19 protein-coding genes and 1 pseudogene are annotated in these 26,899 nt (G+C 61.0%); 4 read left to right on the forward strand and 16 right to left on the reverse strand.

Annotated elements, in window-relative coordinates; genetic code table 11:
- Window positions 1-47 precede the first annotated feature (47 nt).
- From istB to ACMYR2_RS02885, 4 genes and pseudogenes are all read right to left on the reverse strand, one after another.
- The gene (istB, locus tag ACMYR2_RS02870) at window positions 48-842 is read right to left on the reverse strand and encodes an IS21-like element helper ATPase IstB (RefSeq protein ID WP_416193037.1); all 795 of its coding nucleotides are present in this window, start codon (window positions 840-842) and stop codon (window positions 48-50) included.
- Window positions 832-2,362: pseudogene (istA, locus tag ACMYR2_RS02875) on the reverse strand (IS21 family transposase). The gene istB and the pseudogene istA overlap by 11 nt, the downstream one beginning before the upstream one ends.
- Before the next feature lie 164 nt (window positions 2,363-2,526).
- Entirely contained in the window at window positions 2,527-5,439 is a 2,913-nt protein-coding gene (locus tag ACMYR2_RS02880; RefSeq protein WP_416193640.1) for an ATP-dependent helicase, read from the reverse strand.
- Entirely contained in the window at window positions 5,439-6,320 is an 882-nt protein-coding gene (locus tag ACMYR2_RS02885) for a WYL domain-containing protein (RefSeq protein ID WP_416193641.1), read from the reverse strand. The genes ACMYR2_RS02880 and ACMYR2_RS02885 overlap by 1 nt, the downstream gene beginning before the upstream one ends.
- Before the next feature lie 278 nt (window positions 6,321-6,598).
- Between ACMYR2_RS02885 and ACMYR2_RS02890 the strand changes: the two genes are divergently transcribed.
- Window positions 6,599-9,880, forward strand: a complete 3,282-nt coding sequence (locus ACMYR2_RS02890) for a sacsin N-terminal ATP-binding-like domain-containing protein (protein ID WP_416193642.1) — start codon at window positions 6,599-6,601, stop codon at window positions 9,878-9,880.
- 297 nt (window positions 9,881-10,177) lie between these two features.
- On the opposite strand, the gene ACMYR2_RS02895 is transcribed toward ACMYR2_RS02890, so the two are convergent.
- Genes ACMYR2_RS02895 through ACMYR2_RS02910 form a run of 4 tightly spaced genes read right to left on the reverse strand, consistent with a single transcriptional unit; the run spans window position 10,178 to window position 13,522 of the window.
- Complete coding sequence (locus ACMYR2_RS02895; RefSeq protein WP_209736317.1) at window positions 10,178-11,095, reverse strand: plasmid partitioning protein RepB C-terminal domain-containing protein; 918 nt, start codon at window positions 11,093-11,095, stop codon at window positions 10,178-10,180.
- Complete coding sequence (locus ACMYR2_RS02900) at window positions 11,092-12,000, reverse strand: plasmid partitioning protein RepB C-terminal domain-containing protein (RefSeq protein WP_416193643.1); 909 nt, start codon at window positions 11,998-12,000, stop codon at window positions 11,092-11,094. Before ACMYR2_RS02900 ends, ACMYR2_RS02895 begins: the two co-directional genes overlap by 4 nt.
- On the reverse strand, window positions 12,000-12,176 hold the full coding sequence (locus tag ACMYR2_RS02905; RefSeq protein WP_416193644.1) for a hypothetical protein: 177 nt from the start codon (window positions 12,174-12,176) through the stop codon (window positions 12,000-12,002). Before ACMYR2_RS02905 ends, ACMYR2_RS02900 begins: the two co-directional genes overlap by 1 nt.
- Window positions 12,164-13,522 (reverse strand): recombinase family protein, encoded by a 1,359-nt coding sequence (locus ACMYR2_RS02910; RefSeq protein ID WP_416193645.1) that lies wholly within the window; start codon window positions 13,520-13,522, stop codon window positions 12,164-12,166. Before ACMYR2_RS02910 ends, ACMYR2_RS02905 begins: the two co-directional genes overlap by 13 nt.
- Window positions 13,523-13,666: 144 nt before the next feature.
- Here ACMYR2_RS02910 and ACMYR2_RS02915 point away from each other — a divergent pair, with 144 nt between their 5' ends.
- Window positions 13,667-14,101: a hypothetical protein gene (locus ACMYR2_RS02915; RefSeq protein ID WP_409696284.1), complete on the forward strand. Its 435-nt coding sequence runs from the start codon at window positions 13,667-13,669 to the stop codon at window positions 14,099-14,101.
- A 564-nt stretch (window positions 14,102-14,665) separates the two neighbouring features.
- Here the strand turns inward: ACMYR2_RS02915 and ACMYR2_RS02920 are convergent.
- From ACMYR2_RS02920 to ACMYR2_RS02935, 4 genes are all read right to left on the reverse strand, one after another.
- Window positions 14,666-17,815 (reverse strand): type I restriction endonuclease subunit R, encoded by a 3,150-nt coding sequence (locus ACMYR2_RS02920; RefSeq protein ID WP_416193646.1) that lies wholly within the window; start codon window positions 17,813-17,815, stop codon window positions 14,666-14,668.
- Window positions 17,816-17,934: 119 nt separating this feature from the next.
- Window positions 17,935-19,050, reverse strand: a complete 1,116-nt coding sequence (locus ACMYR2_RS02925; RefSeq protein WP_292962765.1) for a Fic family protein — start codon at window positions 19,048-19,050, stop codon at window positions 17,935-17,937.
- Window positions 19,050-19,313 (reverse strand): hypothetical protein, encoded by a 264-nt coding sequence (locus ACMYR2_RS02930; protein ID WP_416193647.1) that lies wholly within the window; start codon window positions 19,311-19,313, stop codon window positions 19,050-19,052. The genes ACMYR2_RS02925 and ACMYR2_RS02930 overlap by 1 nt, the downstream gene beginning before the upstream one ends.
- A gap of 12 nt (window positions 19,314-19,325) precedes the next feature.
- Window positions 19,326-20,264, reverse strand: a complete 939-nt coding sequence (locus tag ACMYR2_RS02935; RefSeq protein WP_416193648.1) for a restriction endonuclease subunit S — start codon at window positions 20,262-20,264, stop codon at window positions 19,326-19,328.
- Between ACMYR2_RS02935 and ACMYR2_RS02940 the strand changes: the two genes are divergently transcribed.
- Window positions 20,157-21,292 (forward strand): IS3 family transposase gene (locus tag ACMYR2_RS02940; RefSeq protein ID WP_416192834.1). Its coding sequence is split into 2 segments (ribosomal slippage): window positions 20,157-20,427 and window positions 20,427-21,292, totalling 1,137 coding nucleotides; the frame shifts between segments, so codons are not numbered across the junction. The genes ACMYR2_RS02935 and ACMYR2_RS02940 overlap by 108 nt on opposite strands.
- Before the next feature lie 374 nt (window positions 21,293-21,666).
- Here ACMYR2_RS02940 and ACMYR2_RS02945 read toward each other — a convergent pair.
- Window positions 21,667-23,214 (reverse strand): type I restriction-modification system subunit M, encoded by a 1,548-nt coding sequence (locus tag ACMYR2_RS02945; protein ID WP_292962769.1) that lies wholly within the window; start codon window positions 23,212-23,214, stop codon window positions 21,667-21,669.
- 356 nt (window positions 23,215-23,570) lie between these two features.
- Here ACMYR2_RS02945 and ACMYR2_RS02950 point away from each other — a divergent pair, with 356 nt between their 5' ends.
- A complete protein-coding gene (locus tag ACMYR2_RS02950; protein WP_009800327.1) occupies window positions 23,571-24,689 on the forward strand; it encodes a hypothetical protein in 1,119 nt (372 codons plus the stop codon).
- Here the strand turns inward: ACMYR2_RS02950 and ACMYR2_RS02955 are convergent.
- The 3 genes from ACMYR2_RS02955 to ACMYR2_RS02965 are packed head-to-tail and all read right to left on the reverse strand — an operon-like array spanning window position 24,667 to window position 26,890.
- The gene (locus ACMYR2_RS02955) at window positions 24,667-25,095 is read right to left on the reverse strand and encodes a hypothetical protein (RefSeq protein WP_292962771.1); all 429 of its coding nucleotides are present in this window, start codon (window positions 25,093-25,095) and stop codon (window positions 24,667-24,669) included. The two genes, ACMYR2_RS02950 and ACMYR2_RS02955, sit on opposite strands and share 23 nt — an antisense overlap.
- On the reverse strand, window positions 25,092-26,438 hold the full coding sequence (locus ACMYR2_RS02960; RefSeq protein ID WP_416193649.1) for a recombinase family protein: 1,347 nt from the start codon (window positions 26,436-26,438) through the stop codon (window positions 25,092-25,094). Before ACMYR2_RS02960 ends, ACMYR2_RS02955 begins: the two co-directional genes overlap by 4 nt.
- Entirely contained in the window at window positions 26,435-26,890 is a 456-nt protein-coding gene (locus tag ACMYR2_RS02965) for a DUF2924 domain-containing protein (RefSeq protein WP_416193650.1), read from the reverse strand. Before ACMYR2_RS02965 ends, ACMYR2_RS02960 begins: the two co-directional genes overlap by 4 nt.
- Between the last annotated feature and the right edge of the window lie 9 nt (window positions 26,891-26,899).

Below are 26,899 nucleotides of genomic sequence, written 5' to 3' on the forward strand. Positions count from 1 at the left end.
CCGGGATTTCCACCGAGAAGTGACCCGCCTTGATGATGTGTTCTGGGTCAGGTTGTCGTCAAGTTGCGCGCTTTCTCCTTTGCGGGTTTTGGCGGTTTCGCGGAACTGGTCTTGAAGCGGAAGCTGTCGTTTCCTGTCTCGACGATGTGGCATCGGTGGGTGAGCCGGTCGAGGAGAGCGGCGGTCATCTTGGCGTCGCCGAAGACGCTGGCCCATTCGCCGAAGCTCAGATTGGTCGTGATGACCACGCTCGTCCGCTCGTAGAGCTTGCTCAGCAGGTGGAAGAGCAAGGCGCCGCCCGAGGCGCTGAACGGCAGGTAGCCGAGTTCGTCCAGGATGACGAGATCGGAGTGGCAGAGGCGCGCTGCGATCTGCCCGGCCTTGCCCTGAAGCTTCTCCTGTTCGAGGGCGTTGACGAGCTCGATGGTGGAGAAGAACCGGACGCGCTTACGATGATGCTCAATGGCCTGCACGCCGAGCGCGGTGGCGATATGCGTCTTGCCTGTACCGGGGCCGCCCACGAGGACGACGTTGTGAGCGTCTTCGAGGAACTCGCAGCGATGCAGCTGGCGCACGAGCGCCTCGTTGACCTCGCTGCTGGCGAAGTCGAAGCCGGTCAGGTCGCGGTAGGTTGGGAAGCGCGCCGCCTTGAGCTGGTAAGCCGTTGAGCGAACCTCCCTGTCAGCCGTCTCCGCCTTGAGGAGTTGCAACAGGACCGGCAGCGCCGCCTCGAAGGCGGGAGAGCCTTGCTCGGTCAGCTCGGCGACGGCCTGGGCCATGCCGTGCATCTTGAGGCTGCGCAACATGATGACGACGGCGCCGCTGGCGGGATTATGACGCATGGCGCGCCTCCCCAGTCTGACGCAGGGCGTCATATCGCTCGACGTCGGCCTGCGGCTCGCTCGTCAGCGTCAGGGCCTTGGGCGCCGGAACGGCAGGCGGGTCGAGCGGTTTGCCGTCCACCAGGCGGTGCAGCAGGTTCAGGATATGGGTCTTGGTGGGCGCGCCCGCCTCGATGGCCAGTTCGACGGCGGCGAGCACGGCCTGCTCGTCATGCTGCAGGACCAGGGCCAGGATCTCGACCATCTCCCGATCGCCGCCGGGCGTCTTGAGCAGGCGCTGTTGCAGGGAGCGGAACGCAGGCGGCAGTTCGGCGAAGGGGGCGCCGTTGCGCAGGGCTCCCGGCTTGCGCTGCAGGACGGCGAGGTAATGCCGCCAGTCGTAGACCGTCGTGCTCTGACGGTTATGGGAGCGGGCGAAGACGCGTCGATGCTCGCAGATGACCCGCCCCTCTGCGACGACGGCGATCCGCTCGGGATAGACGCGCAGGCTGACGGGCCGGTTGGCGAAGGAAGCTGGCGCGCTGTAGCGATTGCGTTCCAGATGAACGAGGCAGGTCGGCGAGACGCGCTTGACGTATTCGACGAAGCCGTCGAAGGGCCGGGTCATCTCCATCAGGCGCGGGGCTTCTTCAGCCCATGCGTCGGCGATGGAGCCGGGCCGGACGCCATGCGGAATCTCGGTCCAGAGCTCCCGGCATCGTCTCTCAAGCCAGTCGTTGAGCGCCGCCAACGATGCAAAGTTCGGCATGGGCTGCCAGAGCCGATGCCTGGCGTCCTGAACGTTCTTCTCGATCTGGCCTTTCTCCCAGCCTGATGCGGGATTGCAGAACTCGGCCTCGAACATGAAGTGGCTGACCATCGCCGAGAAGCGGGCGTTGACCTGGCGCTGCTTGCCCCGACCGACCTTGTCGACGGCGGTGCGCATGTTGTCGTAGATGCCCCGCTGCGGAACGCCGCCGAAGACCCGGAAGGCATGGTTGTGGGCGTCGAACAGCATCTCGTGGGTTTGCTGCGGATAGGCCCGCAAGGATGAAGGCGCGGCTGCAGGAGAGCTTGAAGTGGGCGACCTGCAGCTTGGTCCGCTCACCGCCGATGATCGCCCAGTCCTCCGACCAGTCGAACTGGAAGGCCTCGCCTGGCTGGAACGCCAGGGGCACGTAGGCGCCGCGACTGCTGGTCTGCTGCTCCCTCTGCCGGGCGGCCTTCCACTCGCGTGCGAACGCCGCCACGCGGTTGTAGGAGCCTTCATACCCGAGCGCGACCAGATCGGCGTGCAACTGCCGGATCGTCCGCTTCTGCTTGCGGGATCTGCCCGCCTCCAGCCGGAGCATGTGGGATAGCTTGTCGGCGTAAGGATCGAGCTTGCTTGCGCGCTCGGGGACGTTGAACCGGGGCTCCACGCTGTCCGCGCGCAGATACTTGCGGACCGTGTTCCTCGACAGACCTGTGCGCCGCGAGATCTCCCGGATCGAGAAATGGTCCCGATGGCGCCAGCGCCGGATGACGCTCAATAACTCCATGCTGATCACTCCGTTCTCTCCCGCTCTCATCGCGGGGAAAAGGTTCCAACATGGGTCAAATCTCGATGGAAAAACCTCAGCTTCCCGGGTCAACTCTCAGTGGAAATCAACACTGGCGGCCTCGGTGCCAAGGTCCATGGCGGTCTGATCGGCTTTCACGTCACTCATCGGTCATCTTCCCTGAAATTCCAGTTTTTCGTGTCACAATAAGCACGCATGTCACAGTTCTCGCACAGCCTGTCGGGCCGTGCGGCTATCCGGTAGTCCGCGCTTTCGATGCGGTGGACGATCTCGTCGAAGCGGGAAACCGTCTTGCCGATCGCCCGATCATCCTTGGTGAAGCTGACATACGGATTCCCGTCCTGCTCACCGGTGTAGTAAAGATGCATCCGGCTGACCTTCTGGCCAGTCCGTTCCTCAATGAGGTGGGCATAGACCTCGAGCTGGCTCTGGTACCGGCGCAGCCGCTCGCGGTCCTTTTCCATGTCGGGCTTCTTCTCGGACTTGAAGTCCACGACCTCGACCGTGCCGCCGTCACCGCGGATCAGATCGACATTGCCCTTGAGGATGTAGTCGTCCTTGACGAGCGAGATTTCGACTTCGGTCTCCTTGATCCGATCCCAGTTGCCGTTCTCGCGCTCGTAATAGCGGATGACATGCTTGCGCGCGGCCTCGAGCGTGCTCGGGGCCAGGAAGACGCGCTCCTTCTTCGACAGCATTGCGTAGTTGGTGGAAAACCATGCATCGATGGCGTCGGGTGTGACCGTGTGCTCTTCGCCTCGCAGCACGGCCTTGTGGATGTCCTCGATGGTCTGGTGGACGAGGGTGCCGAACAGCATAGGGCTGACGCGGATGGCGGCGAACTCCAACTCTTTGAAGAAGCGGTACTGCTCGGCGCAGTTCTCGAAGAGCGTGATGTGCGAAGTGAAGGAGTATTCGCGCTTGAGGTTGATCTCCTTCACCTTTTCTAAGGTGAACTGAGTCAGGTTGACCGTCCGCCAGTCCGGAAGGGCGCGGAAGACATCCCCGAAATACTTCGAAGGCGATTTGCCCAATCCCTTGCCGTCCCGCTCCTGCGCGGCCAGGACCAGCAAGTTCTGGGCCCGCGAAAACGCGGTATAGTAGAGGCGCCAGAAGTCGAAGTGCTTGATGCGCTCCAGGGGCTCGAACCGCGCTTTTGACAGGTAGCCGCCACCCTCGAGGATCTCGTCCAGATCCGTATGCTGCTTTCGCGGCACCGCCTCCAGCGAGCCGCACACCACCACTGGGAACTCGAGCCCCTTCGACTGGTGGATCGTCAGGAACGACACGCAGCCCTTCGGTGCGTATTCCGCCTCGTCCTCATATTCCCCGATGCCGCCTTCCTTGAGGAAGCGGAAGAACTGGTTGAACAGGTTCCGCAGGTCCCGTTCGAGATACTCGGGGTTCAAAACCGTAACGTAGTGAAGGTACTCGAACTTGGTGAGCAGCTTCGAGAACGTGGCAAGGTTGCGGGCGGCGCGCCCCTTGTCCACGCCTTGCATCGCCTCTTCATCCAGGAAGTGGGAGAACAGGGGAAATTGAAGGAGCTGATAGAACAGTCCCGAGAACGCATAGTCGGCGGTCTGTGTCAGCACCGCATGGCGTTTGGCGAGCGGTCGGGCCCACTCGAGCATACGGCTGTTTTCTGGCTTTCGCAGCTCGTCCGTGAATGCCCTGAAGCACTGGTGGTCGTAGTAATCCCAAATCGCCAGCTGGGCGCCCTCGGCCCACTGACGCACCTTTGGGAACTGCGGAAACAGGAAGATCAGCGCCCCGATCATCAAGCGGATCTCCTCCCGCTCAAAGAACATGTTGGAACGCGGTGAATAGACGGGAACGCCATGGCCCTCGAGGAAGCGCGCGAGCTCGAGCACGCGGTCGTTCTTCACCGAGCGAAAGAGGAACGCGACCTGGTTCCAGTCGGACAACCGCCCGGAGTCGCGCAACGCTGTCAGGAACGCGAGAACCTCCGCGTGCCAGTTCTCGTTCTCACCTTTCTCGTCCGATGCACCGAGCCTGACTGCGGCCGGGACTTCGGGAAAGCTGTCCTCCCGCGGAAGAATCTGCTTCGGGAAGCGGAACGTCTTGCCTTGCTCCTCCCAATCCAGCCGCTCCATCCACTCGTTGTAGAAGTCGATGATCCCTGGGTGGGAGCGATAGTTCACCGTCAACCGCACCTGCGTGCAGCTGTCTGGCGGGAAGAGCTGTGGAAACTCCAGGATGTTGCGAATTGTGGCACCGCGAAAGCGATAGAGGCCTTGGTCATCATCACCGACGACGCAGAGGTTGCTCCTTTCGCCGGCAAGAAGGAGTAGGATCTGTTCCTGGATCGTATTGGTGTCCTGATACTCGTCGACCATCAGGTACGTGATCTTGTCGCGCAGCTGAGCGAGCACGTCTGGATGCCGACGTAGGAGCTGCAAGGCCTCGTACTGGATGCCCGAGAAGTCCAGGCAATTGTTTTCGTCGAGAAGCTCTTGGTACTTCAGGAAACAACGAGCTAGCGCACGCACCTCGGGATCGGGGGCCTTCTCAAGAACACGGGGATCCAAGGCTTCTTCACTGACCTTGTTCAGCCACTTCATAAGCTGCTCCGACTGTGCCCACCGGCCGGTCTGATCATCCCCCATTACAAGTTGCGCGTCTGCAAGCTCCCGAAAATCATTGATCCTCTGATAAAGGAAGTATTGCTGATCGAACTGGTCAAAAAGCGTAAAGCTGCGCTTCAAACGGGTGAACTCTCGAAACTCTTCCAGCACGCGCAGGCAGATCGAGTGAAATGTACCAAGGTACATCTCATTCAGATTGAAGCGAATATCCAGTTCAGCGAGGCGATTTGAAACCCGAGTGGTGAGCTCTCGGGCCGCCTTGTCGGTGAATGTGACGACAAGGAGGCTCTCCGGGGCGACCTTCTTGGCAGTGATCAGGTGAACAATGCGTTCAACGAGTGTGAAGGTCTTGCCAGAGCCCGGGCCGGCGATGATTAGCACAGGCCCCTCCGACGCATTGATAGCGGCGAGTTGCTGTGGGTTTGCGCTGGAGCGGCTGTCTTTCATTACAGGACAGACCTCACGGTGTCCCTGGCGTCACCGATCACTTCGGCAGCGTTCAGGAGAACGATCTGCTGGTCCTGCGGCCGACGGGCGGCCGGATCGGTATCGAGCCCGAGCCGCCTGAGCGCATAGTAAAGCAGCGCACGCCGGACCTTAATCTTCGCCTTGCCGCCCCGCATGCCATAATCGAGCGCGATGACCTTCGCCTGCGTCTCTGAGAGGTCGGGGTGAGGCCCGACTTCCAGCGTGACCTGGGAGTGCCAGTCGCGATCATCGTCTGGCGACGCTTCACTCTCCCGCGATCCCCGGATCTCAAGCATCCGGGAGAGCAGGAAGTCCTTGAAACATTCGTCGGTCAAGCAGAACGCCCGGGCGTGCCAACGGAACCCGTCGAACGCGATGGCATGAGGCGCGATCCAGCGCCAGCGCGGCTCCGGGCTGGACAGGGACTGGTATTTCACCTCGATCTCCTCAGACCGGCGGATGGCGCCAACGACCGAGCGGAGCGTAAGCGGATTAACGCCACGCACTGGCGTCGGGGCAGACGCGTATGGCGGGAGGTTGGCAATCCAAGAATCCTTGCGATCGAGGATCCCGTCAGCGACCGAACGAAGCTGGGCGAGGTAGCGGCTGGCGTCAGGATCGAGGAACCTCGGCTTGAATTCGGAGCCGCGGACATAGGTCCGCGCGCTCTTGTCATAAACCATGTTGTCCGGAGCGAAGCCGATGTAGCGGTTCAGGTCGGTGGACGCTTGGTTCACCGAGACCCCAAACTGGTCCATCAGGTCTCTGCGGTTCACATGGCCCTCCCAGAACAGACGGAACTCTATGAACTCAAGGCGCCGCTCAACGCCCCAGCGCAGTTCCGACCTGTCAATGTCCATCACGCTCTCCCGGCTCGGGCGATGCGCACGATAACTATGCGCGCCCATTTTCTGGGCTCCCGTTCACGCTAGCTGACGGGTTGAGCGCGAGCAATCGAAAAAGCGCGTAGAGCGCATTGAAGTTGCTTGGGGTTCGTGCTCTCGGCGGAAGGGGTGGAAGTGGGTAGTCAAGGTTCGCCAACGGGTTATTCTGTTGCAGACCCTGCTGTCAGTTGGCGGCGGGAAAGCATGACATCCAAGGAGATGTCATATTGCCATTTTTTTCGGGGGCTCGCATCGTGGCATCCAACTACGAAAAGATCTGTGAAGACAATCGGTCGCGATACGGCACCGAAGGTGCCCAAAAATCTGGTGGGCTGGCAGCTGGGCTGTACGACGATAGAACTCACTTCATATTTGAGCTTCTTCAGAACGCTGAAGATGCCCTCGCCAAGCGTGGTGAGTGGGATGGGGAGCGTACGGTCTCGTTCAAGTTGGACCAAGACAAATTGACAATTGCTCATTTTGGCAAGCCGTTTGACGAGGGCGACGTCAGAAGTGTGTGCGACATTGCCGAAAGCACTAAAAACGAATCGGCGATCGGCCGCTTCGGGCTAGGTTTTAAATCGGTCTATACCGTCACCAATCTTCCAGAGATTCATTCGGGTGACGAAGATTTTGCGATTGATGACTATGTGTTCCCGAAAAAGGTGCCTCGAACTGCGCGCCATCCTGACGAGACACAGATCATCCTGCCACTGAAATCCGAGGATCCAACTGCTGAGCAGGATATCACCGCGGGGTTTCGGCGCTTGGGGCCAGGCGCATTACTTTTTCTGCGGAATATCGAAGAAATTAATTGGACCGTCGACGGTGGAGTTTCTGGGTTCTACATGCGCAATCCGCCGGATACTCTTGGCCCAAATGTGCGGCATATCAGTCTGATTGGCCAGGAGACTGGACAGAATGAGGTTGATCAGAACTGGTTGGTATTCCACAGGGACGTGTTTTCCGACGAGCAGAAACCTGTTGGTCGAGTGGAGATCGCGTTTTTACTCGTGGCGCCCAAGGAAGCCTCGGGACGCTGGAAGGTACAGCCACTCTCCACGTCACCTTTGGTGGTGTTCTTCCCCACGGTCGTCGAGACCCACCTCGGCTTCCTCGTGCAAGGCCCATTTCGCACCACTCCCAGCCGGGAGAACATCCCGCCCGGTGATCCATGGAACCAGCATCTGGTGATGGAGACGTCCGAGTTGCTTGGTGAAGCGATGCGCTGGTTGCGCGACGAAACAATGCTGGATGTCTCGGTGCTTCGCTGCTTACCCTTCGACAACGAGAAATTTTCGGAAGGCTCACGGTTTCGGCCGATGTTCGAGGCAGTTCGGCAGTTGTTGCAACATGAGCCATTGCTACCGGCAAGTGACGGCGGATACGTTTCCGCCTCTCAAGCAAAACTTGCGCGCACTCAAGATATTCGCGAATTACTTCAATCCGAACAGGTTAAGGCTTTGTTCGGTTCAGATATCACCGCTTGGCTCTCAGGTGATATCACTCAAGACAAGGCACCTGAGATCCGCCAGTATCTGATGCGCGAGCTCGACATTGACGAAATCAGACCAGAGAACTTACTACCAAGTCTGACGAAGGAATTTCTCGAGACTCAATCCGACGAATGGGTTCTGCTACTGTATGAATTTCTCAGTGGCCAGGAGAAAGTCCTGCGTCGTCACCTCGACACGGTTCCATTCATCCGGCTGGATGACGGTTCTCATGTCGTCGCCCGTGAGAAGGGCAAAGCCAAAGCCTTCTTGCCCAGCGCCATCGCCACAAGCTTTCCGACCATGCGAAGCGCAGTATGCGCAACCCCTGAGGTGCGCCAATTTCTGACCTCGCTTGGGATCACCGAGCCCGATCCTGTCGATGACGTGATCTGGAACCTCCTGCCCAAATACCAGCAAGAAGAAGTGAATGTGGAGGGCGACGCCTATGCTGCTGATATCGAGCGTATTCGTACTGCCTTCAGTGCCGACTCAACCACGCAGAAAGAAAAACTCCGCGCAGCTCTGCGGGACACCAATTTTCTAATGGTAATCGACACGGGCGACGGGACGCCATACATCGCTAAGCCGGGCGACGCTTACATTGCTACCGAGCGCTTGCAGCAGCTCTTCGCAGGCGTTCCAGATATTCTGATTGTCGACAACAATTACGATTGCCTGCGCGGTGAAGACATTCGTGACCTGTTAGTGTCGTGTGGCGCGAGCCGGTATCTCATTCCACAGCCAATACAATCTGAACTGGGAAACTCCGATAAGGAACAAATTCGCAGAGAATCTGGCCTCGAGCGCGCAAGCTGGGAAAGCCCCCTGGAAGACTTTACTCTTCGCGGGCTGAAGCAGCTGCTGGAGTTTTTACCAACGCTGAAACCAGAGGAGGCGGCCACCAGAGCGAAGGTCTTATGGGAGGCGCTTGCTGACCTCGAGGCCCGTGGCACGGCCACCTTCTACGGCTCCTACAAATGGGGTTATTCGCACGAGACAAAGACGGCTCGCTTCGATGCCAGCTTCATCAGGATGCTCAATCGGGCAGCTTGGGTTCCGAATGGTGATGGTGAGCTGGTTTCTCCGGACCTCGTAGTGTTCGATGCTTTGAGCTGGAAGCCGGACCCCTTCCTGCAAACGAAGATCGGATTTAAGCCGCCAATTATTGATCAGCTGGCCCGAGAGGCGGGCATTGAGCCGGCGGCGCTCGATCTGCTGCGCAAGCTTGGCATCACCAACTTGGCTGATCTGACTTCCCGACTCGGCATCACCGATCCACCATCTGAACCCGAGCCATCGGCCGCTCCCGAACGAGGGTCCGAAACTTCATCCGACAGCAACGTCTACGAGGATGCGAAAGACCTGTACGGCGACGATATGCCGGATATCCCACCCGGCAAACCTGACCCGGATAGCGGCGACGGCGTGGGCGGTGGCGTGAGAGTTGGTGGTCGCGGCGTCCCTGGCACCGATAGTCCGCGCGGCAGCGACCGGGGGAACGGAAGTGCAGGTAGTGGTGCAGGCCGCCAAGGCGCTCCTGGTGGAAAAGCCATGGGAAACAGCGGGGCCGATGGCAAGAAAACGGCAGGTCACGGAAGTGGGCGACCGTTCATTTCCTACGTCGGCGCGCATCCGGACGACGATTGGCCCGATCCTGATGGCCTTGATCAAGCTCAACGTTTGCAGATTGAAAGACAAGCCATCGACTTAATTGTTGGAATTGAACCAACTCTGTGCCGCACGCCTGAGGGAAATCCTGGTTTTGACCTCTACGAGGCTGACAGTAGCGGCAATAAAATTAGATGGGTTGAAGTGAAATCGATGACGGGCAGTCTGCTGGATCGCCCTGTTGGATTGTCGCACACGCAATTTGAATGCGCGCTTGAAAAGGGCGATGCCTATTGGCTTTACGTTGTCGAATGCGCTGTCGATCCTACACAAGCCCGCGTGCTCAGAATTCAGAACCCTGCAGGAATAACCCGGACATTCACGTTCGACCACGGTTGGAGCAAGATTGCTCGCACTGTTCCGCCGGGCTGATCGGCCACGCGACCGATGCGGAGAGCCGCAACGCAGTACCGCAAGCTGTCGCGGACTCATCACGATCTTGCGTGGCTGCAAATGGGCGTGACGGAGTGGACCAACCTCCGACACGCCCTACGTTGAACGCAGCTGCGGGTACAGCCACGCGGCCGGCGAAAACTCGAGCCGGCCTGGTGGGCTCCGAGCGGGTTCGCCGCCATCCCCACCACCGCGCTCGATCCGCCCCACGGTGCGGCGTCTCCCGCGGTCCCCGCGCTTATCGGGTCCGGGTCCCCATCGGTCGTCGTGATCCGGTCAGGCTGCCTCCGGCGGCAGCGTAGATGTCATCTCGGCGATCGCCTGGAACTCGGGCAGGAATTCGGGACGATGCTGCATGAGGTAGCGAACCACGCGGGCGTTCCCGAGCAACTTCGCCAGGTAGCCCTTGACGACGGTCAGATGCAGGTGGTCCTGACCGTAGGTCTCCTGAATGGAGGTGATCGACTCCTGAAGGCGCGCCAGCTCGCTCTCCATCCGGGCCATGGCTTCGGGCGTGATGCCCTTGATGCGCTTGGGTTTTGAGCCTTCCGCGAGCTGCGTCTGCGGGGTGCCGGCCAGGATCGCCGAGGCATAGGCGACCGAGTAATTGTTGGCGTTGACCAGCAGTTCGGCGGCCTCGAGCTGGCGCAGCGGCTTCAATTTCCGGAGGATCTCGAACACGGCCATCGGACAGGGCTTGTCCTTGAGGATGGCGACCGTCTCGTCGCAGATCCCGTTCAGCATGCGAACCTTGCGACGTACGCTCTGAGGATTGATGTCCAGCGCCTTGGCGATCTTTTCTTCCGGAACGCCGCGCTCGATGGCGCGCCGGATCATCTTGTGCTCCTGAACCGGCGACAAGCGGCTGATCCGCTTGTTGTAGGTGAAGGCTTCATCGTCGGTGGAGACTAGGCACTCGACCCGTTCGATGCCGAGATCCTTCAGCACCTCGATGCGAACATGGCCATCCAGCAGCAAGAAGGTGCCCGGATTGGCAGGATCGCGGGCCACCACGGGCGGCTCTACGAGGCCGACCTCGCGGATCGAGGCGGTGATCTGCTGGTATTTCTTGCTGGATTTCGTGGCCGTCCGAAGCACCCGCACCGGCAGAAGGGCGTCCACGGCCAGGGTCACGCAGTCGTCTTCAAAGGCATGGGCGACGACATCGGAAAGGCGGCGATCTTTCCGTGTCATGGATCCGTCCTCGCGTGTTCCTCCAGATAGGTGGGCATCACCTCGAGGCTTTCGGCACGCAGCAGCGTCAGGAAGTGCTCGTCGCTCCGCAGCGAGCGGAACGCCTCCGTGACGAACAGAAGCCGGCCCTGGGTCAGCTCCGCCTTCTTGATCATCAGCTTCTGGCGATCAGCTTCCTGACGATAGGCGCGCACGAGCGCATCGCTGGTCAGGGGGCGCCCGGAGCGGTTCACCTTGCGGCCGAAGGGCGTTTCATCGACGCGCCGCCCATGGCGCTGGCGTCGTTCGAGCAGGCGCCGCACGGCTGCGAACTTCTTCCCGCGCAGCTTCTTCTCCGTATAGGCCTCCATGAGCGCGCGCTGGGCACCTTCGTCGTCCGCTCTGGAGATTTCGATCGCTAGGTTCAGTGGCATGAGGCCGGTCTCGACCGCAGACACGAGCCGCTGCTCGCCTCGCTCCAGCAGCCCGGCGATCATGTTGACGTATTCGGGGCTGACCCCGATCTTATCGGCGATCTCGCGGTCGTTGTAGCCGCGCTTCCGGAGGGTGCCGATTTCCTGCATCAGATCGATCGCGCGATGTTGGCGCCTGGCGCAATTCTCGACGAGGCTCATGACCAGGCAATCGCTCTCGTCAGCGTCGATCACGATGGCGGGGATGGCGTCCTGCTTCAGTTCGATGAACGCTTCGAGCCGCCCCTGGCCGCAGACGAGGTCGTATTCCGCAGGCTCCGTGTCCGAGCGCCGGGTCACGGTGATCGGGCGCTTGAGGCCGATGCGCGCGATGCTCTCGACCATTTCCTCGAACGTTCGCCGGTTGCGCACACGCGGATTGAGGATCCGGATCCTGTCGGTCGGGATCAGGGTCACATGCTTGTGGTCATCGGTCGGGATGTCATCGGGCATCAGGCCACCTCCGAGAATCTGGCCCTGCCGGCCATTGAGAAGAAGAAATCGAGCGTGTCGAAGCGATAGGCATCGAGAGACAGGCCATTCTGCTCGGCGAGCCGAAGCCGATCCGCGGTCATGTCGATGCTCGGGAGGACGTAATAGTCGCGTGGTGCTGCGTTCAGCTCGTCCATGCGTATGGCGATGGTGATGTCCGGCAAGAGCCCCGTGTCGAGGCGGATGCGCCAGCGCAGCGAGCCTGCCGCGGTCTCGAAGCATCGCGACAGCACGACCGATACTGTGAATCGCCGTTGACGGTCAGCAACTCGGTCCGGGGATCCTGGATGGCGCTGCCACCGGCGTTTTCGATCCCGGCGATGACACCCGCCACGATCTGCGGATGTGCCTCGCGGAGCTTGCGGTTGATCTCGATGTATCGGTAGTCCCGGTCGGGCTGATAGCCGACCATCTCATAGGCACGCAGCAGGCTGCCGAACCGTGATCTGAACGCGCTCGATGACGGCGTGTCCTCGTGCTCGTCGATGATCAGCCCGGAAAGGAAGCCGTTGCTGGCAAGCAGCGCCCGAAGTGCGTCCAGCAGATCCTGGTCGGAAAGATGGCGGCTGCGGGCATCGACAATTTCCCGGGCGCGCAGGAACAGTGCCTCATCGACGATGGCCGGATAGGCGCCCTCGGCGCGGATCCACATCTCGCGCGGGTTCACCACCCGGCGCTGTTTCAGCTTGAAGGAGATCTTGTTGAAGACGTTGTTGCCAATGTATTTCTCGTTGGTCAGTACCTGATGGACCGTCGCCCGTGTCCATGGCCGGTCGAGATCGGTGCGCAGTCCGTCGGCGTTCAGGGCATCCGCGATCTCCCGCTCGGATCGGCCGTCCTCGACGAACATGCGATACATGCGCCGGACGACGTCCTGTTCGTCCTCGGGACCGGGGACGAGAATGACCCTGTCGGTCTGAAGACTCTTCTGCTCGCCGCGCGACAGCTCGCCCTTGGGATTGCCGTGCTCGTCGATCAGCACCCGGCGCAATCCGTATCCGGGCGCACCGCCCTGGCGGAAACCGAGTTCGACCAGGCGGCACTGGCCCGCGAAAACCTTCACGGAGAGCTCGCGGCTGTATTCGCCAGCCATGACCCGCTTGACGGTTTTCAGCAGGTTCGAGCCGATGCTGCCGTCATTCTCGAACTGCTCGCCGCAGTAGTGGACGCGGATCCCGGCGCGCGAGCAGACATGTTCATGGTAGGCGCCTTCGTCGGCATCCTGAAACCGGCCCCAGCGGCTGACGTCATAGACGAGGATCGCCTTGAAGTCGGCTCGCCCGGATTCGACCTCTGCCATCAGGTTCTGCAGCGCCTCACGGCCGTCGAGGCGTAGCCCGCTCCGACCTGAATCCTCGAAGACGCGTAGGATCTTCAGGCCACGGGCATCGGCATAGCTGCGGATGACGTCCAGCTGGTTCTCGGTCGAGTATTTCTGGTGGTCGGTCGACATCCGGACATAGGCGACCGCAGGCACATCCATCTCGGGCGGCCCGTCGCTCCTATCCGAATTGGTCGTCCAACGACCGCCCAAGCACGCATCTCCTCGTCATTCCAGGCAAATTCGTCCAATCCGCACGGAGCTGCGGCTGAATCCCCGTGTCCATGTAACGCGAGGGAGTCTGGAATGTCGTTTCCGAAAAAGGGCAAGTTCTTTCCGAAAGATAATGGGTATACTGGGAATGGTCGGCACGAGCCGAACAACTGGTTCGCCGCTGAGATCGCATCGACCCTGAAGCGATCACTCGGAGACAGCCGGGCGGGGGCGAAGATCGTCGCCTCCTGGACCGGCGCCAACGAGAAGACAGTGAAGAACTGGTTCGCCGGCAGATACGGTCCGAGCGGAGAGCACCTGGTTGCTCTGGCGCGACACTCCGACGAGGTGCTGGGGATGTTCCTCGCAATGGCCGGGCGTGAGGAGCTGATGGTGGCCGTGAAGCTAGCTGCCGCAGAGCAGGCGATCGAGGAGCTGTTGGTGGCGGTCCGCAGGCTGACGGCCGACGATGAACCCGACGCCACCGAGGCATCGCCTGACGGGGCGGATTTTACCGTCCGCCAATGACGCGCAGGATTTCGCGGCGCTCCCGTGCTATCTGATATGGCACGGGAGAGAGTTGGGTGCCTGAGTCAGCCGCTCCGGGCATTGCCTACATTTTGGCACCCCGCTCAGGGAAGGCCAAAACGTGCGGGACGGATGATGGGCGTCAAGAATGCCCGGCATTCTGGTCTGTGAAGCCCGCCTGATCAGCGAAAACCCTCGAAATCTACGGTTTCGCCTCTTTTCGATCCGACCACCGGCATTTGCGAAGCGTTCCGCCGAGAGAGTTTGTTTTCAGGTTGGCTCCCTCCGCCACTTGCCTTGGCTCCAATATTCTCCGTTGCCAATATCCACGCTCAAAACGCGCAGAATTGCAGGGTTTTCGCGCAAAGCTCTTGACTGCGCCGTCTGGCCAAAACGTCGATTTCGTTCTCTCTCGGCCGATATTCTCCAAACCTCACGACTTTGCGGATTTGGTACGGTTTCGTAAGGCGCTGAAATCTCGCCGTTATCCGTGAGGGTCAATCCGTACTTTCCGCACGGTGGTTGCATAGCGAGAGAACCTGTAATCGAACTTTCCAGTCGCTGCTACGCGCTCTGAACAACCTCCCGCAGCATGACCTCGGCCTGCGCCAGCACCGTCTGCACCGCCTCCTGCTCCAGATCGGGCGGGTAGCCGTACTTCTTGAGAATACGCTTCACCAGAACCCGCATACGGGCGCGGGCGGATGCCTTGTGCTGCCAGTCGACGGTGGCCGAGCTACGCATCTGCTTCACCAACTCGGTAGCAATGATTCGAAGCTGTTCGCTGCCCATGGCTTGGACCGCGCTCTCGTTTTCAGCAAGCGCATCGTAGAAGGCCAACTCCTCCGGCGACAGGCCGTGTTCCTCGCCACGGGCGGCCGACGCCTTGATGTCCCTGGCCAGCGCAATCAGCTCCTGAATCATCTCGACCGTCGAGATGGCGTTGGCATGATAGCGGGCCACAGCTTCTTCCAGGCGCTGGCTGAAGGTCTTCGCCTCCACGACATTCGAGCGCGACCGGCTCCTGATCTCGCCGTTGAGCAGCTTCTTTAGCGCCTCCAGCGCGAGGTTCTTCTTCTCCATCTGCTGGATTTCGGCGAGGAACTCGTCCGACAGGATCGACAGGTCGGGCGACTGGATGCCCGCCGCTTGCAGGATGTCCACGATCTCGGCATTGGCAACGGCCTGATTGAGCAACTGCTCCACGATCAGGGATTTCGCCCTGTCCGACATCCTGCCGCTGGCGGTAGTTTTTACGAGTGCGGCCCGCACCGCCTGAAAGAAGCCGACCTCATCGCGGATGGACCGGGCCTCGTCGCTGGCCGAGGCCAGCGCATAGGCCTTGCTCAACTCCAGAACGGCGTTCTGATAACGGCGATGGGCCTTCTTCTTCTCCTCGGCGTTCTCGACCTTGGCCGCCTCGCGATCCTGCGATTTCAGTACCCAGTCAATGGCATCGGCAAGGGCGACAAGACGCTGCTGCGGCAGACCGGTGATCCCGAGGATGTAATCGTGGCCGTGGAACATGCCACGCACGATCTCGTATTTTTCCATCAGGACCGCGACGGCTTGCTCCTCGTCGATGCCGGTCTTGTCACGGTCGGACGCCGTGTACTGGCTGAGCGCATTCTTCAGGTTCTGCGCGATGCCGATATAGTCCACGATCAGGCCGCCGGGCTTCTCCCGGAAGACGCGGTTGACGCGGGCGATGGCCTGCATCAGGCCGTGACCACGCATCGGCTTGTCGATGTACATGGTGTGCATGCACGGCGCGTCGAAACCGGTCAGCCACATGTCTCGCACGATCACCAGCTTGAGCGGATCGTTTGGGTCACGCGCCCGTTTGGCAAGATCATCACGACGCTTCTTGTTGCCGATATGCGGTTGCCAGTTCAACGGATCGGATGCTGAGCCGGTCATCACGATCTTGATCGCGCCCTTGTCGTCATCGTCAGAATGCCAGTCAGGACGAAGGGCGACGATCTGGCTGTAGAGGTCAACACAGATGCGGCGGCTCATGCACACCGCCATCGCCTTGCCCGGCATGCCCTCGATACGGCTCTCCAGATGTTCGACCAGATCGGCGGCGATCTGCGACAGTCGCTTCTCCGCGCCGACCAATCGCTCAACGGTGGTCCACTTCGCCTTCTGCTTCTCCTGCTCGCTCAGCGTCTCGTCTTCGAGGATCGCCTCGATCTCGGCGTCGATATGCGGCTTCTCGTCGTCGTTAAGTTCGATGCGGGCAAGCCTGCTCTCGTAGAAGATCGGCACCGTGGCCCCGTCCTCCACGGCGCGGCTGATGTCGTAGATGTCGATGTACTCACCGAAGATCGCGGGCGTGTTCACGTCCTCGGCTTCAATCGGTGTGCCGGTGAAGCCGATGAAGGAGGCATTCGGCAATCCCTGCCGGATATAATGTGCATAGCCATAGCGGCGCTTGCCGGTCGCCTTGTCGAGCTTGGCGTCGAATCCGTACTGGCTGCGGTGCGCCTCATCGGCCACCACGATCACATTGCGCCGATCCGTCAGCAACGGAAATTCTTCCTCTCCGGCCTCCGGCGTGAATTTCTGTACCGTGGTGAAGATCACGCCGCCGGAAGCACGGTCGAGCAGACGGCGCAGATCGTCGCGGCTGTCGGCTTGTTCCGGCGTCTGCCGGATGAGATCGCGGCACATGCCGAACGTGGAAAACAACTGGTCGTCGAGATCGTTGCGGTCGGTGAGCACCACCAGTGTCGGGTTCTCCAATTCCCTTGATCGCACGACAAGCCCGCCAAAGAACGCCATCAGCAGGCTCTTGCCCGATCCCTGCGTGTGCCAGATCACGCCGATCTTGCGGTCGCCCTCCGGTTGCGCCGCCTGAATCGCGCTGGCGAGCGCCTTCCTCGCGCCGTGGAACTGGTGGTATCCGGCGATGATCTTGAACGGCCCGCCGCCTTTGTCGCCGAACACGATGAAATCGCGCAGCAGGGCGAGGAACCGGGTCTTGTCGAAGACGCCGCGCAGCAGGGTTTCCATCTCACGCGGGCCGTGCGGCGTGAAATCGTTCTCGGCGCCCGTGATCGTGCGCCACGGCATGAAGCGTTCCTCATCCGCCGTCAGCGAGCCGATACGCGCCATCATGCCGTCGGAGGCGACCAGAACCGCATTGGTGCGAAACAGCGACGGGATCTGCGCCTTGTAGGTCTGCAGCTGGTTGAAAGCGCCGGTGATATGCGCATTCTCCGCGCCGGCATTCTTCAGTTCGATCACGCCAAGCGGCAGGCCGTTGACGAACACCACGACGTCCGGGCGGCGATTGTACCGTCCCTCCACGATGGTGAACTGGTTCGTCACCAGCCAGTCATTGTTGTCGGGATTGTCGAAGTCGATCAGCCAGACCTTGTCGCCCTTGATCTCGCCGTCGCCGGTCGCGAACTCGACATCGACGCCCTCGGTCAGGAGACGGTGAATGCGCCGGTTCTCCTCGACCAGTGATGGCGTCTCGATGATGGATAGCTGCTTGATGGCATCGGCCCGCGCTTCAGCCGGAATGTTGGGGTTCAGCCGCTCAATGATCGCGCTCAGACGTGCTGCCAGGATGACATCGCCATAAGCCAGACGTTCCGGAGCGGAACCGTCCGGGGCGATCCGGGCAGAGCCAGCATACGCATAGCCCAGATCCGCAAGAATGCCGAGCGCGGCCTGTTCGACCACGTCCTCCGTAATACCCATCCCGCGCTCCCCCCAATCCCCAGACGCGTTGTGGCTCACCTGTTCGCATCAAGCCTTGTTGTGTATCACATATCGGCAATATGTGAGCAACAAGCTGTCTTGTCGCTCATCCATGAGCCTCAAAATACGCTCCGCCCCTCCGCAATGTTCAACAGTTCGGCAAATGCCAGAATGGCTGCGCGCCTGCCGCTCGCAGACTGCAATTCCGTCAACAGCCCCTCATCGCGCACCAGCCGCAAAATGCGGTTTGCCGTTGGGCGAGGAATATCGGCGGTTTCGACAAAATCCGATGTCTTGAAGATCGGGCGAGCAAACATCCAGTCGAGCGCCCGCACCCCGTATTGCGAGCGTGTAACCTGCGCAATCCAGTCTTTCCGGTCACGGTAGAGGGTATGGATCGCCTGCGCCTTGGTCTGGTTTGCCTCGGCCTGCGCGATCAGCGCCTTCAGGAAAAACGCGACCCAGCCCGACCAGTCATCGTCGCGGGAGACGGCCAGCAGGCGCTCATAATACTCCTCCCGGCGGCTTTCGAGGTAGTCGCTCAGATAGAAATTGGGGCGCGAAAGCAGTCCGTTCGCGTAGAGGAACAGCGGAACAACCAGGCGACCGAGCCGCCCGTTACCATCCAGAAAGGGATGGATTGCCTCGAACTCGGCGTGAACAATCGCAAGCTGGACGAGCTTGTCGGGAGCATCGGCATGGAGATACTGCTCCCATGCGTCCATCGCCTGCGGCAGCTTGTCGGCAGCACAGGGCACGAACCGCGCCTCATCCACGGAACACCCCCCCGGGCCGATCCAGTTGGCGATACGTCGATACTCGCCGGGGTCCTTGTTGCGCCCGCGCACACCCTGCATCAACACGCCATGGGTCTGGCGGATCAGCCGTTGCGAGAGCGGCAGCTCGGCCAGCAGCCGCGTGGCCTCGTTCAAGGCGGCGCGATAGTTCAACACCTCGCGAATGTCGGCCTTCTTTGGCGTGCTCTCGTCAAACAGCTCGCCCTGCGCCTCGAACTCCAGCACCTCACCGAGAGTGGCCTGCGTGCCTTCGATGCGGCTCGACAGCACCGCTTCCTGCGCGGTCAGCGGCGACAGCAGCACATTCGGATAGGGAATGCCGTGCAGCACGCCCTCGTAACAGGCGACCGCCGCATTGGCTGGGCCGATCAGCGGCAGCAGGCGCGGCCAATCGAGATTTTCGGGCGGGAACCTGCCCTGATGATACTGCACCGCCATCAGGCGACCGCCTCGATCTGGCGCTCGGCGTCACGCAGACGGATTTCTCCAGACATCAGCTTGGGGAGAAGAAGGTCCCGGGTGGCGGCGAGGGTGCGGTTTTCACGGCTCCGCGTGCGCATCAAATCCAGCATCGGCGCAACAACTTCGTTTAATGCTTCAACAAGTTCATTAGAAGCACTCGTTACCGACAGCGGACGGAAATTCCGCTTGCTGATCTCCAAAAATGTGGAGCCATTGGCACTCGCGATGATCTTCTCCATATTTGCCTGACACTAGAGAAGCGACATCGCCGTCGGAAGCCTACTTGAAGGGCGGATCGCAATAAAACCTTGGTTCACCGCCGTAGGGGCATCAGCAACGGCTAGATAGCCGATGGGCGCTCGTGAGGAGAGCAGCACCGTTCCAGCCGGAGAGAGACCAGAACCGATCTTGGCCAATCCGGCATCCGTGATCCGGCGCTCGGTATCAAAAAGGAATAGGCCGTCCAATTTGGAAAGGTCTTTAGGAGTGGCCCAAATGTGATGGCCATCGTTCCAGTATTCCTCGCTCTTGGTGCTGGGGGTCGATCCGCCGACGATTTCCGCCAATTCGCCTATTGGTGTCTCACTCCACCCCTCCGGCAGCCCATCATCTCCGATCCTCGCCGGAAACAGCGCCGCCAGTTCCCGCGCGCGCTCGGGGTCAGCGACCAGCCCGCCCATGATCTCGACAGGATCGGTCGCGCCGTCGATCTTGCGGCGGGTCGGGCCGAAATCGACAAACCAGTCGCGGAAGATCGCTTGAGCCATCGCCTCCAGCGTCTCGTTCATCCGCCGGTTCAACTCGATCTTGTCGTCGAGGGAGCCAATTATCTCTACGATCCTCGCCTGCTCTTCGAAAGGCGGCAGCGGGAGACGCAACTTTCGCATGTCCCTAATGGGAAGTTGCGGTTGCGCACTTCCGGATGTCAGCGATCTAATCTGCGCTGCAAAGGAGGGTGATCTAACCGAGAAATAGAAGAAGCGGGGTAACAGCTTCTTCGCTTCGGGACGAAGGATTGAGGTGGTGCCGGTTTCTGAGACAGGGGCATAAGGTGGATCGCCCGATGAAAAGGACGATCCGGTATGAAGACACGCAGACGATTTACGGCTGAGTTCAAGGCCAAGGTTGCGCTTGAGGCGATCCGTGGCGAGCGGACGATTTCGGAACTGGCGACAAAGCACCAGCTTCATCCGAACCAGATTACGCAGTGGAAACGGCAGGCCATCGAGAACCTGGCCAAGACGTTCGACGACAAGGCTGCTGATGCGCAGGTCGGCCGGGAAGCCGAGGTGACCAAGCTGCACGCCAAGATTGGCCAGCTTGTCGTTGAGCGGGATTTTTTGGCCAAGGCCTTCGATCGCTGAGCCTGGATCGGAGGAGAATGATGATTGACCCCGATCACAACCGGCTCTCGATCCGCCGCCAGTGCGAACTGGTCTCGATCTCGCGGGCGTCGTTCTACCGACAGCCCGCCGGCGAGACGCCCGAGAACCTCGAACTGATGCGCACCATCGACGAGGCCTTCATGGAGACGCCCTGGTATGGCTCCCGGCAGATGGCCCGGCATCTGCGGCGTCAGGGCTGGTGCGTGGGTCGCAAGCGGGTCCGGCGGCTGATGCGCAAGATCGGTCTGTCGCCGATCTACCAGGCGCCGAGAACCAGCGAGCCGCATCCGCAGCATCGCATCTATCCCTACCTGCTGCGGCACCTGGCGATCGAGCGGCCGGATCACGTTTGGTGTGCCGATGTGACCTATATCCCGATGCGGCGCGGCTTCCTTTACCTCGTGGCCATCATGGACTGGTTCAGCCGCAAGGTCCTGGCCTGGCGGTTGTCGAACACGATGGATGCCGACTTCTGTGTTGCCGCTCTCGAAGAGGCGATCGCCTGCCATGGCAGGCCCGACATCTTCAACACCGACCAAGGCTCGCAGTTCACTAGCTTCGCCTTCACGACGACGCTGAAGGATGCCGGCATCCGCATCTCCATGGACGGGCGCGGCCGCTGGATGGACAACGTCTTCATCGAACGACTGTGGCGCAGCCTCAAATATGAGTGCGTCTTCCTCAGCACATTCGAAACGGGAAGCCAAGCCCGCTGCGGCATCGGCTCCTGGATAGACTATTACAACCGGCGACGCCCGCACTCGACCTTCGCCGGCAGGACGCCCGACGAAGTCCATGCTATGGCGGAAATGACGGAGCAATTGGCGGCGTAGAAACGAACCCGATCCACCTTAGCCAGGCCGCCAAACTGTCTCACCAAGCGGGTCCACCTCAGATTACCATCCCAGAGTTTATACGTACGTGCGTATATGGGACTGATGCGTCATAGTGAGCGAAGTTACCGACGGTTCCTCTAGTTGTGGCTACAACGTCATTGCGCAGAAGGCGACCTTTACGAAGCCTACTGTCACGGTCTTCGGATATGAACGCGCACTGATCGAACGCAAAACCTGAAGTTGTGACATTTCTGGCGTTCAAAAATAGGCAATAGCCCGACGATGTGAAATCGGAAGTCTTTGGATATTCCGCACCCCGATCGCCATCTATTATCTCTACGGGATAGCTCTCAAGCTCCAAGAGCGGCCACTCACTCATCTGTAAGCGTCCCGTATAGTGCCCGCTCAATCCGCTCCTCCAACGTTCGCCCTTCCGCAAACTGCGCCTGCAACTGCTCCCGCAGCGCCTCGAACTTTTCCGCGAAGGGCACGCCGTCATCCTCGGCGTCCGCTGCCCCGACATGGCGCCCCGGCGTCAGCACATGACTATGCTCGCGAACCTCGGCGAGCGTGGCCGATTTGCAGAAGCCCGGTTCGTCAGCATAGGCGTCGGCGTGATCCTTGTTGCGCCAGCGATGATAGGCGTCTGCGATCTTCTTGATGTCATCTGCACTGAATTCACGCCGCACGCGGTCCACCATGAAGCCGAGCTTGCGGGCGTCGATGAACAGGATTTCCCCGCGCCGGTTGCGGTGACCATTGGCGCTCTTGTCCCGCGCCAGGATCCAGAGACAGGCCGGGATCTGGGTCGAGAAGAACAACTGCCCCGGCAAGGCCACCATGGCGTCCACCACGTCGGCCTCGATCATCGCCCTACGAATGTCGCCTTCGCCCGATTGCTGCGACGACATCGAGCCGTTGGCGAGCACCACGCCCGCCGTGCCGCGCGGGGCGAGATGATGCAGGATATGCTGGAGCCAGCCGAAGTTGGCGTTGCCCTTCGGGGGCGTGCCGTATTTCCAGCGCTGATCCTCGCTCAGCCGCTCGCCGCCCCAATCGGAAATGTTGAAAGGTGGATTGGCGAGGATGAAATCCGCCCTGAGGTCCGCGAACTCGTCGCGGTGGAAGCTGCCCTCATTGTTCCAGCGTATGTCGGCGTCGATACCTTGTACGGCGAGGTTCATCTTCGCCAGCCGCCATGTGGTGTGGTTGATCTCCTGCCCGTAGACGGCAATGGCATCGCGCCGCCCGCCATGTTCCTCGATGAATTTCTCCGACTGCACGAACATGCCGCCTGAGCCGCAGCATGGATCGTAGACGCGGCCCTGATAAGGCTCCAGCATCTCGACCAGCGTGCGCACCACCGAGCGGGGCGTGAAGAACTCGCCGCCGCGCTTGCCCTCCGAACTGGCGAAGCCCGACAGGAAGTATTCGTACACGCGCCCTAACAGGTCTTTCGCTTTGTCGGTGCTGTCGTGCATGCCGATGTTGGAGAACAGGTCGATCAGCTCACCGAGCATCGTCTTGTTCAGCGTCGGGCGGGCGTAGTTCTTCGGCAAGACGCCTTTCAGGCCCTCGTTCGATGGAGCCTTCTCGATGGCCTCCATCGCCTCATCGATCAGCTTGCCGATTTCGGGGCGCTTGGCGTTCGCCTGGAGATACGACCAGCGGGCTTCCTTCGGCACCCAGAACACATGCTCGGCCAGATACTCCTCGGGGTCTTCGGCATCGGCGTATTGATCGGTCGTGAGCCTGACCCGCTGGGCCTCGAAGGCATCGGAGATGTATTTGAGGAAGATCAGGCCGAGCGCGACATGCTTGTATTCCGATGGCTCCAGATTGCCCCGGAGCTTGTCGGCCGCCTTGAACAGCTCCGCCGTGAAGGCAAGATCGCCATTGCCGTTGCTTGCTGTTGTCAATTCCTGCCCCTCACGCGTTCGCTCGTCTGGACGCGACCCTTGAAGGGTTTAATGCCAGCTGGCGCACATTGGAAGGCTGCGCCGAACGTCTGGATACAGAACGACGCCTGACATCGTCAAAATCGCTGCTTTTCCCACTCCACCGGAAACGGCCTCATCAGCTTGGCCAGCATGATGTCCGGCCGCTGCCTTGCGTCGAGGATCGCAACAACGTTTATGGTCCGGGCCGCATTGCCCCTGGCTCCGGAAGCTCCTTGAGACACAAGCGCGCAAACTTCCGATCCGCCAGTTTGCAACCATATCTCCCGAGCACTAAGTGAAAGCGTAGATTGTCTCGAAGAAGCGAAGGATCACCCATGCTCTATGTCGACATCCCCGCGCTCTCCGATTTGCGCAAGCTCAATGATGTGCGCGCCGATGCCTGCGTATCCATCTACGTTCCGACTACTCCTTTGACCCAGGATGTCGAGGCCTCGCGCATCGAGGCCGGCAATCTCGCTAAGCAGGCCTATGCCCAGCTTGAAGCCGGTGGTCTGGACAAGCGGCGACTGGCGCTCCTGGCGGAACAGCTCGACGATTTGTTGGATGATGACGAGTTCTGGCGCTTTCAGGCGCGTTCCCTCGCGATCTTTGCAACGCCGGACACCATCCAGACCTTCCGGCTGGCAAATCGACTCCAGTCGGCGATTGAAGTGGCGGATCGCTTTTTACTCAAGCCGCTGATGCGCGCCATCACCTTCCCAAATGAAGCGTTCGTGCTGGCAATCTCCGAGAACAATGTGCGACTGATCGAGGTGTTTCCTGACTTGCCGCCGCAGCGTCTGCAGGTGCCGGACCTGCCAAAGGATGCGGCCAGCGCGGTCAAGGTCTCCTCACTTAACAATCGTACCTCGTTGCGCCGCGTAATGGGGTCGGAGGGTCAGAAGGTACGGCTTGCACAATATTCGCGCATGGTGGATGCGGCCATTCGCCCGATACTTGCGGGACGCGACGTGCCACTGATTCTGGCTGCGAATGAGCCGGTGGCGGCCATTTTCCGTTCGATCAACAGCAATCCAAATCTCGTCCCCGAAACCCTGACGGTGACCGATGACCGTTCGACGGAGAGCGAGATCGCCGCAGCGGCGCGGCCCATACTCGATGCCGCCTACGCGCGGGAGATCGAAGGCGTCAGGGCTCTGTTTGAACAACGCGCCAATGACCGTCGGGCCACCACAGATATCTCGGACGCAGCGCGTCTTGCCACGTTTGGCGGAATAGAAACCCTGCTGGTGAACTTCGACGAGATCGTCCATGGCACCGTCGACGAGGATACCGGAGCCGTAGTCTTTGGCGAGGAAGGGCCCGACACCTATGGAATTGTGGATGAGATCATGCGTCGTGCACTAACCAGCGGTGCTCGCGTCATTGCCGCACGCAAGAATGATATTCCGGGCGCAGGATCGTTGGCGGCTACCTTGCGCTATCCGCTTTAGAAATCGCAAGATAACTACATTGCCTCTCCCACTCCACCGGAAACGGCTTCATCAACGCCGCCAGCGTGATTTCCGATCCCTGCCGGCCATCTATGATTGCCTCCACGATGTGCGGCGCCAGTAGGGTGAGGCGCAGGACGCGGCTGACATAGGATGCATTGATCCTCTCTGCGGCGGCAATGTCCTCGACGGTGGCATGAACGCCGGTTTCCACCAGCTTGCGCCAACGGAAGCCACGCGCGATCGCCTTCACCATGGTGTTGTCGACACGGGCGCGTGGCGGCGTCCATGACGATGTGCCGTCGGGCAGGACGATCTGCTTGCGGCCACCGCGCCTGGCGAAGGTCAGCGGCACATGCACGGTGATGGTGTCGTGATCGCGCGTGACGGAGGCTTTTTGGGTCACGCTGCTTTCCTCTCGTCGTTGGGCTTCCGATCAGGGTCGATGCCACCGAGATCCGCGACCAAGCTTGTCAGTCCTTGCGTGCGCAGTCGGATATCCGCGCCCTCGGTGCCGATCTCGACGCGCTCGACCAGCAGCGCCGCGATGCGCGCCTGTTCGGCCGGGAACAGCTCGTCCCATAGCGGGTCGAGCCGGGTCAGCGCCTCGCGGGCGTCGGCCGCGGTGAGGCCGCCATCCTGCGCCCGCGCGGACTTCCAAGTCCCAGCCACGATCTCGGGCTGGCGGAACACGGCGCGCAGCTGGTCGATGACAGCGGCCTCGATCTCTCCCGCTGGTACGCGGCCGATGGGGCATGATCCGGCGCCATGTTTCAGCACGGTCTGGCTGACATAATAACGGTAGAGTCGGTCGCCCTTCCGCGTGTGGGTCGGCGAGAAGGCCGCACCATCCGGGCCGAACAGCAAGCCCTTCAGCAGCGCGGGCGTGTCAGCGCGTGTGCGGGCGGCGCGCTTCCGGGGGCTCTCCTGCAGGATCGCATGGACACGATCCCACGTCTCGCGGTCAATGATCGCGTCGTGTTCGCCGGGATAGCTGTCGCCCTTGTGGACCGCCTCGCCGATATAGGCGCGGTTCGACAGCATGCGGTAGAGGTATTTCTTGTCGATCCGGTTGCCGCGCGGCGTGCGGATGCCGCGCGTGCCGACCTCCCGCGCCAGTTCCGTGCAGGACCCGATCTCAAGGAAGCGCGCGAAGATCCAGCGCACATGCGCGGCGCTCTCGTCGTCGACCACCAGCTTCCGGTTCTCGACGCGGTAGCCGTAGGGCGGCACCCCGCCCATCCACATACCCTTCTTCCGGCTGGCGGCGACCTTGTCGCGGATGCGCTCGGCCGTCACCTCGCGCTCGAACTGGGCGAAGGACAGCAGGATGTTCAGCGTCAGTCGCCCCATCGACGTGGTCGTGTTGAACGACTGCGTCACCGAGACGAAGGTCACGCCGTTCCGGTCGAATACCTCGACCAGCTTGGCGAAATCCGCCAGCGAGCGACTGAGGCGGTCGATCTTGTAGACCACGACCACGTCGACCAGCCCGTCCTCGATATCCTCCAGCAGCCGCTTTAATCCGGGCCGCTCCAGCGTGCCGCCGGAGATGCCGCCGTCATCATACTGATCGCGGACCAGCACCCAACCCTCGGAACGCTGGCTGGCGATATACGCCTCGCAGGCCTCGCGCTGAGCGTGGAGGCTGTTGAACTCCTGCTCCAGCCCTTCCTCGGAGGATTTTCGGGTGTAGACCGCGCAGCGCAGCTTGCGGACGAGCTTCGTTTGTTCGGGCGGCTTCGTCATCTTCGCCCCCTGTGGTTCTTGAGCCCGAAGAACACCCAGCCGTTCCAGCGCGTGCCGGTGATGGCCCGCGCGATGGCGGACAGGGATTTGTAGGGCCGCCCATGCCACTCGAAGCCGTCGGCGGTGACGGTGACGATCTGTTCGACGCCCTGCCACTCGCGCAGCAGCCGCGTGCCGGTGATCGGGCGGTCGCGATCGGCGCGGATGCTGCGCTTGAATCGGTCGCCGCCGTCCAGTTCTTCGCCCAGCCGTTCCAGCCGCCGGATCGTCTCCGGTTTCAGCCCGCCATAGGCAAGTTCCTGGATGCGGTAGGCCAGCCGGTTTTCGAGGTGGCGTCGGTTGAAGGGCGGCGGCTCGCTGTCGAACAAGTCGCGCCACTGTTGCTTCAAGTCAGGCGTCGGCGTGGTCTTGAGCGCGGCCAGGCGCGCGGGGATTGGACCGGGCTTGTTCATGCAGTTCTC

It is taken from the genome of Nitrobacter sp. TKz-YC01, from assembly GCF_047824785.1.
Lineage (GTDB): Bacteria > Pseudomonadota > Alphaproteobacteria > Rhizobiales > Xanthobacteraceae > Nitrobacter.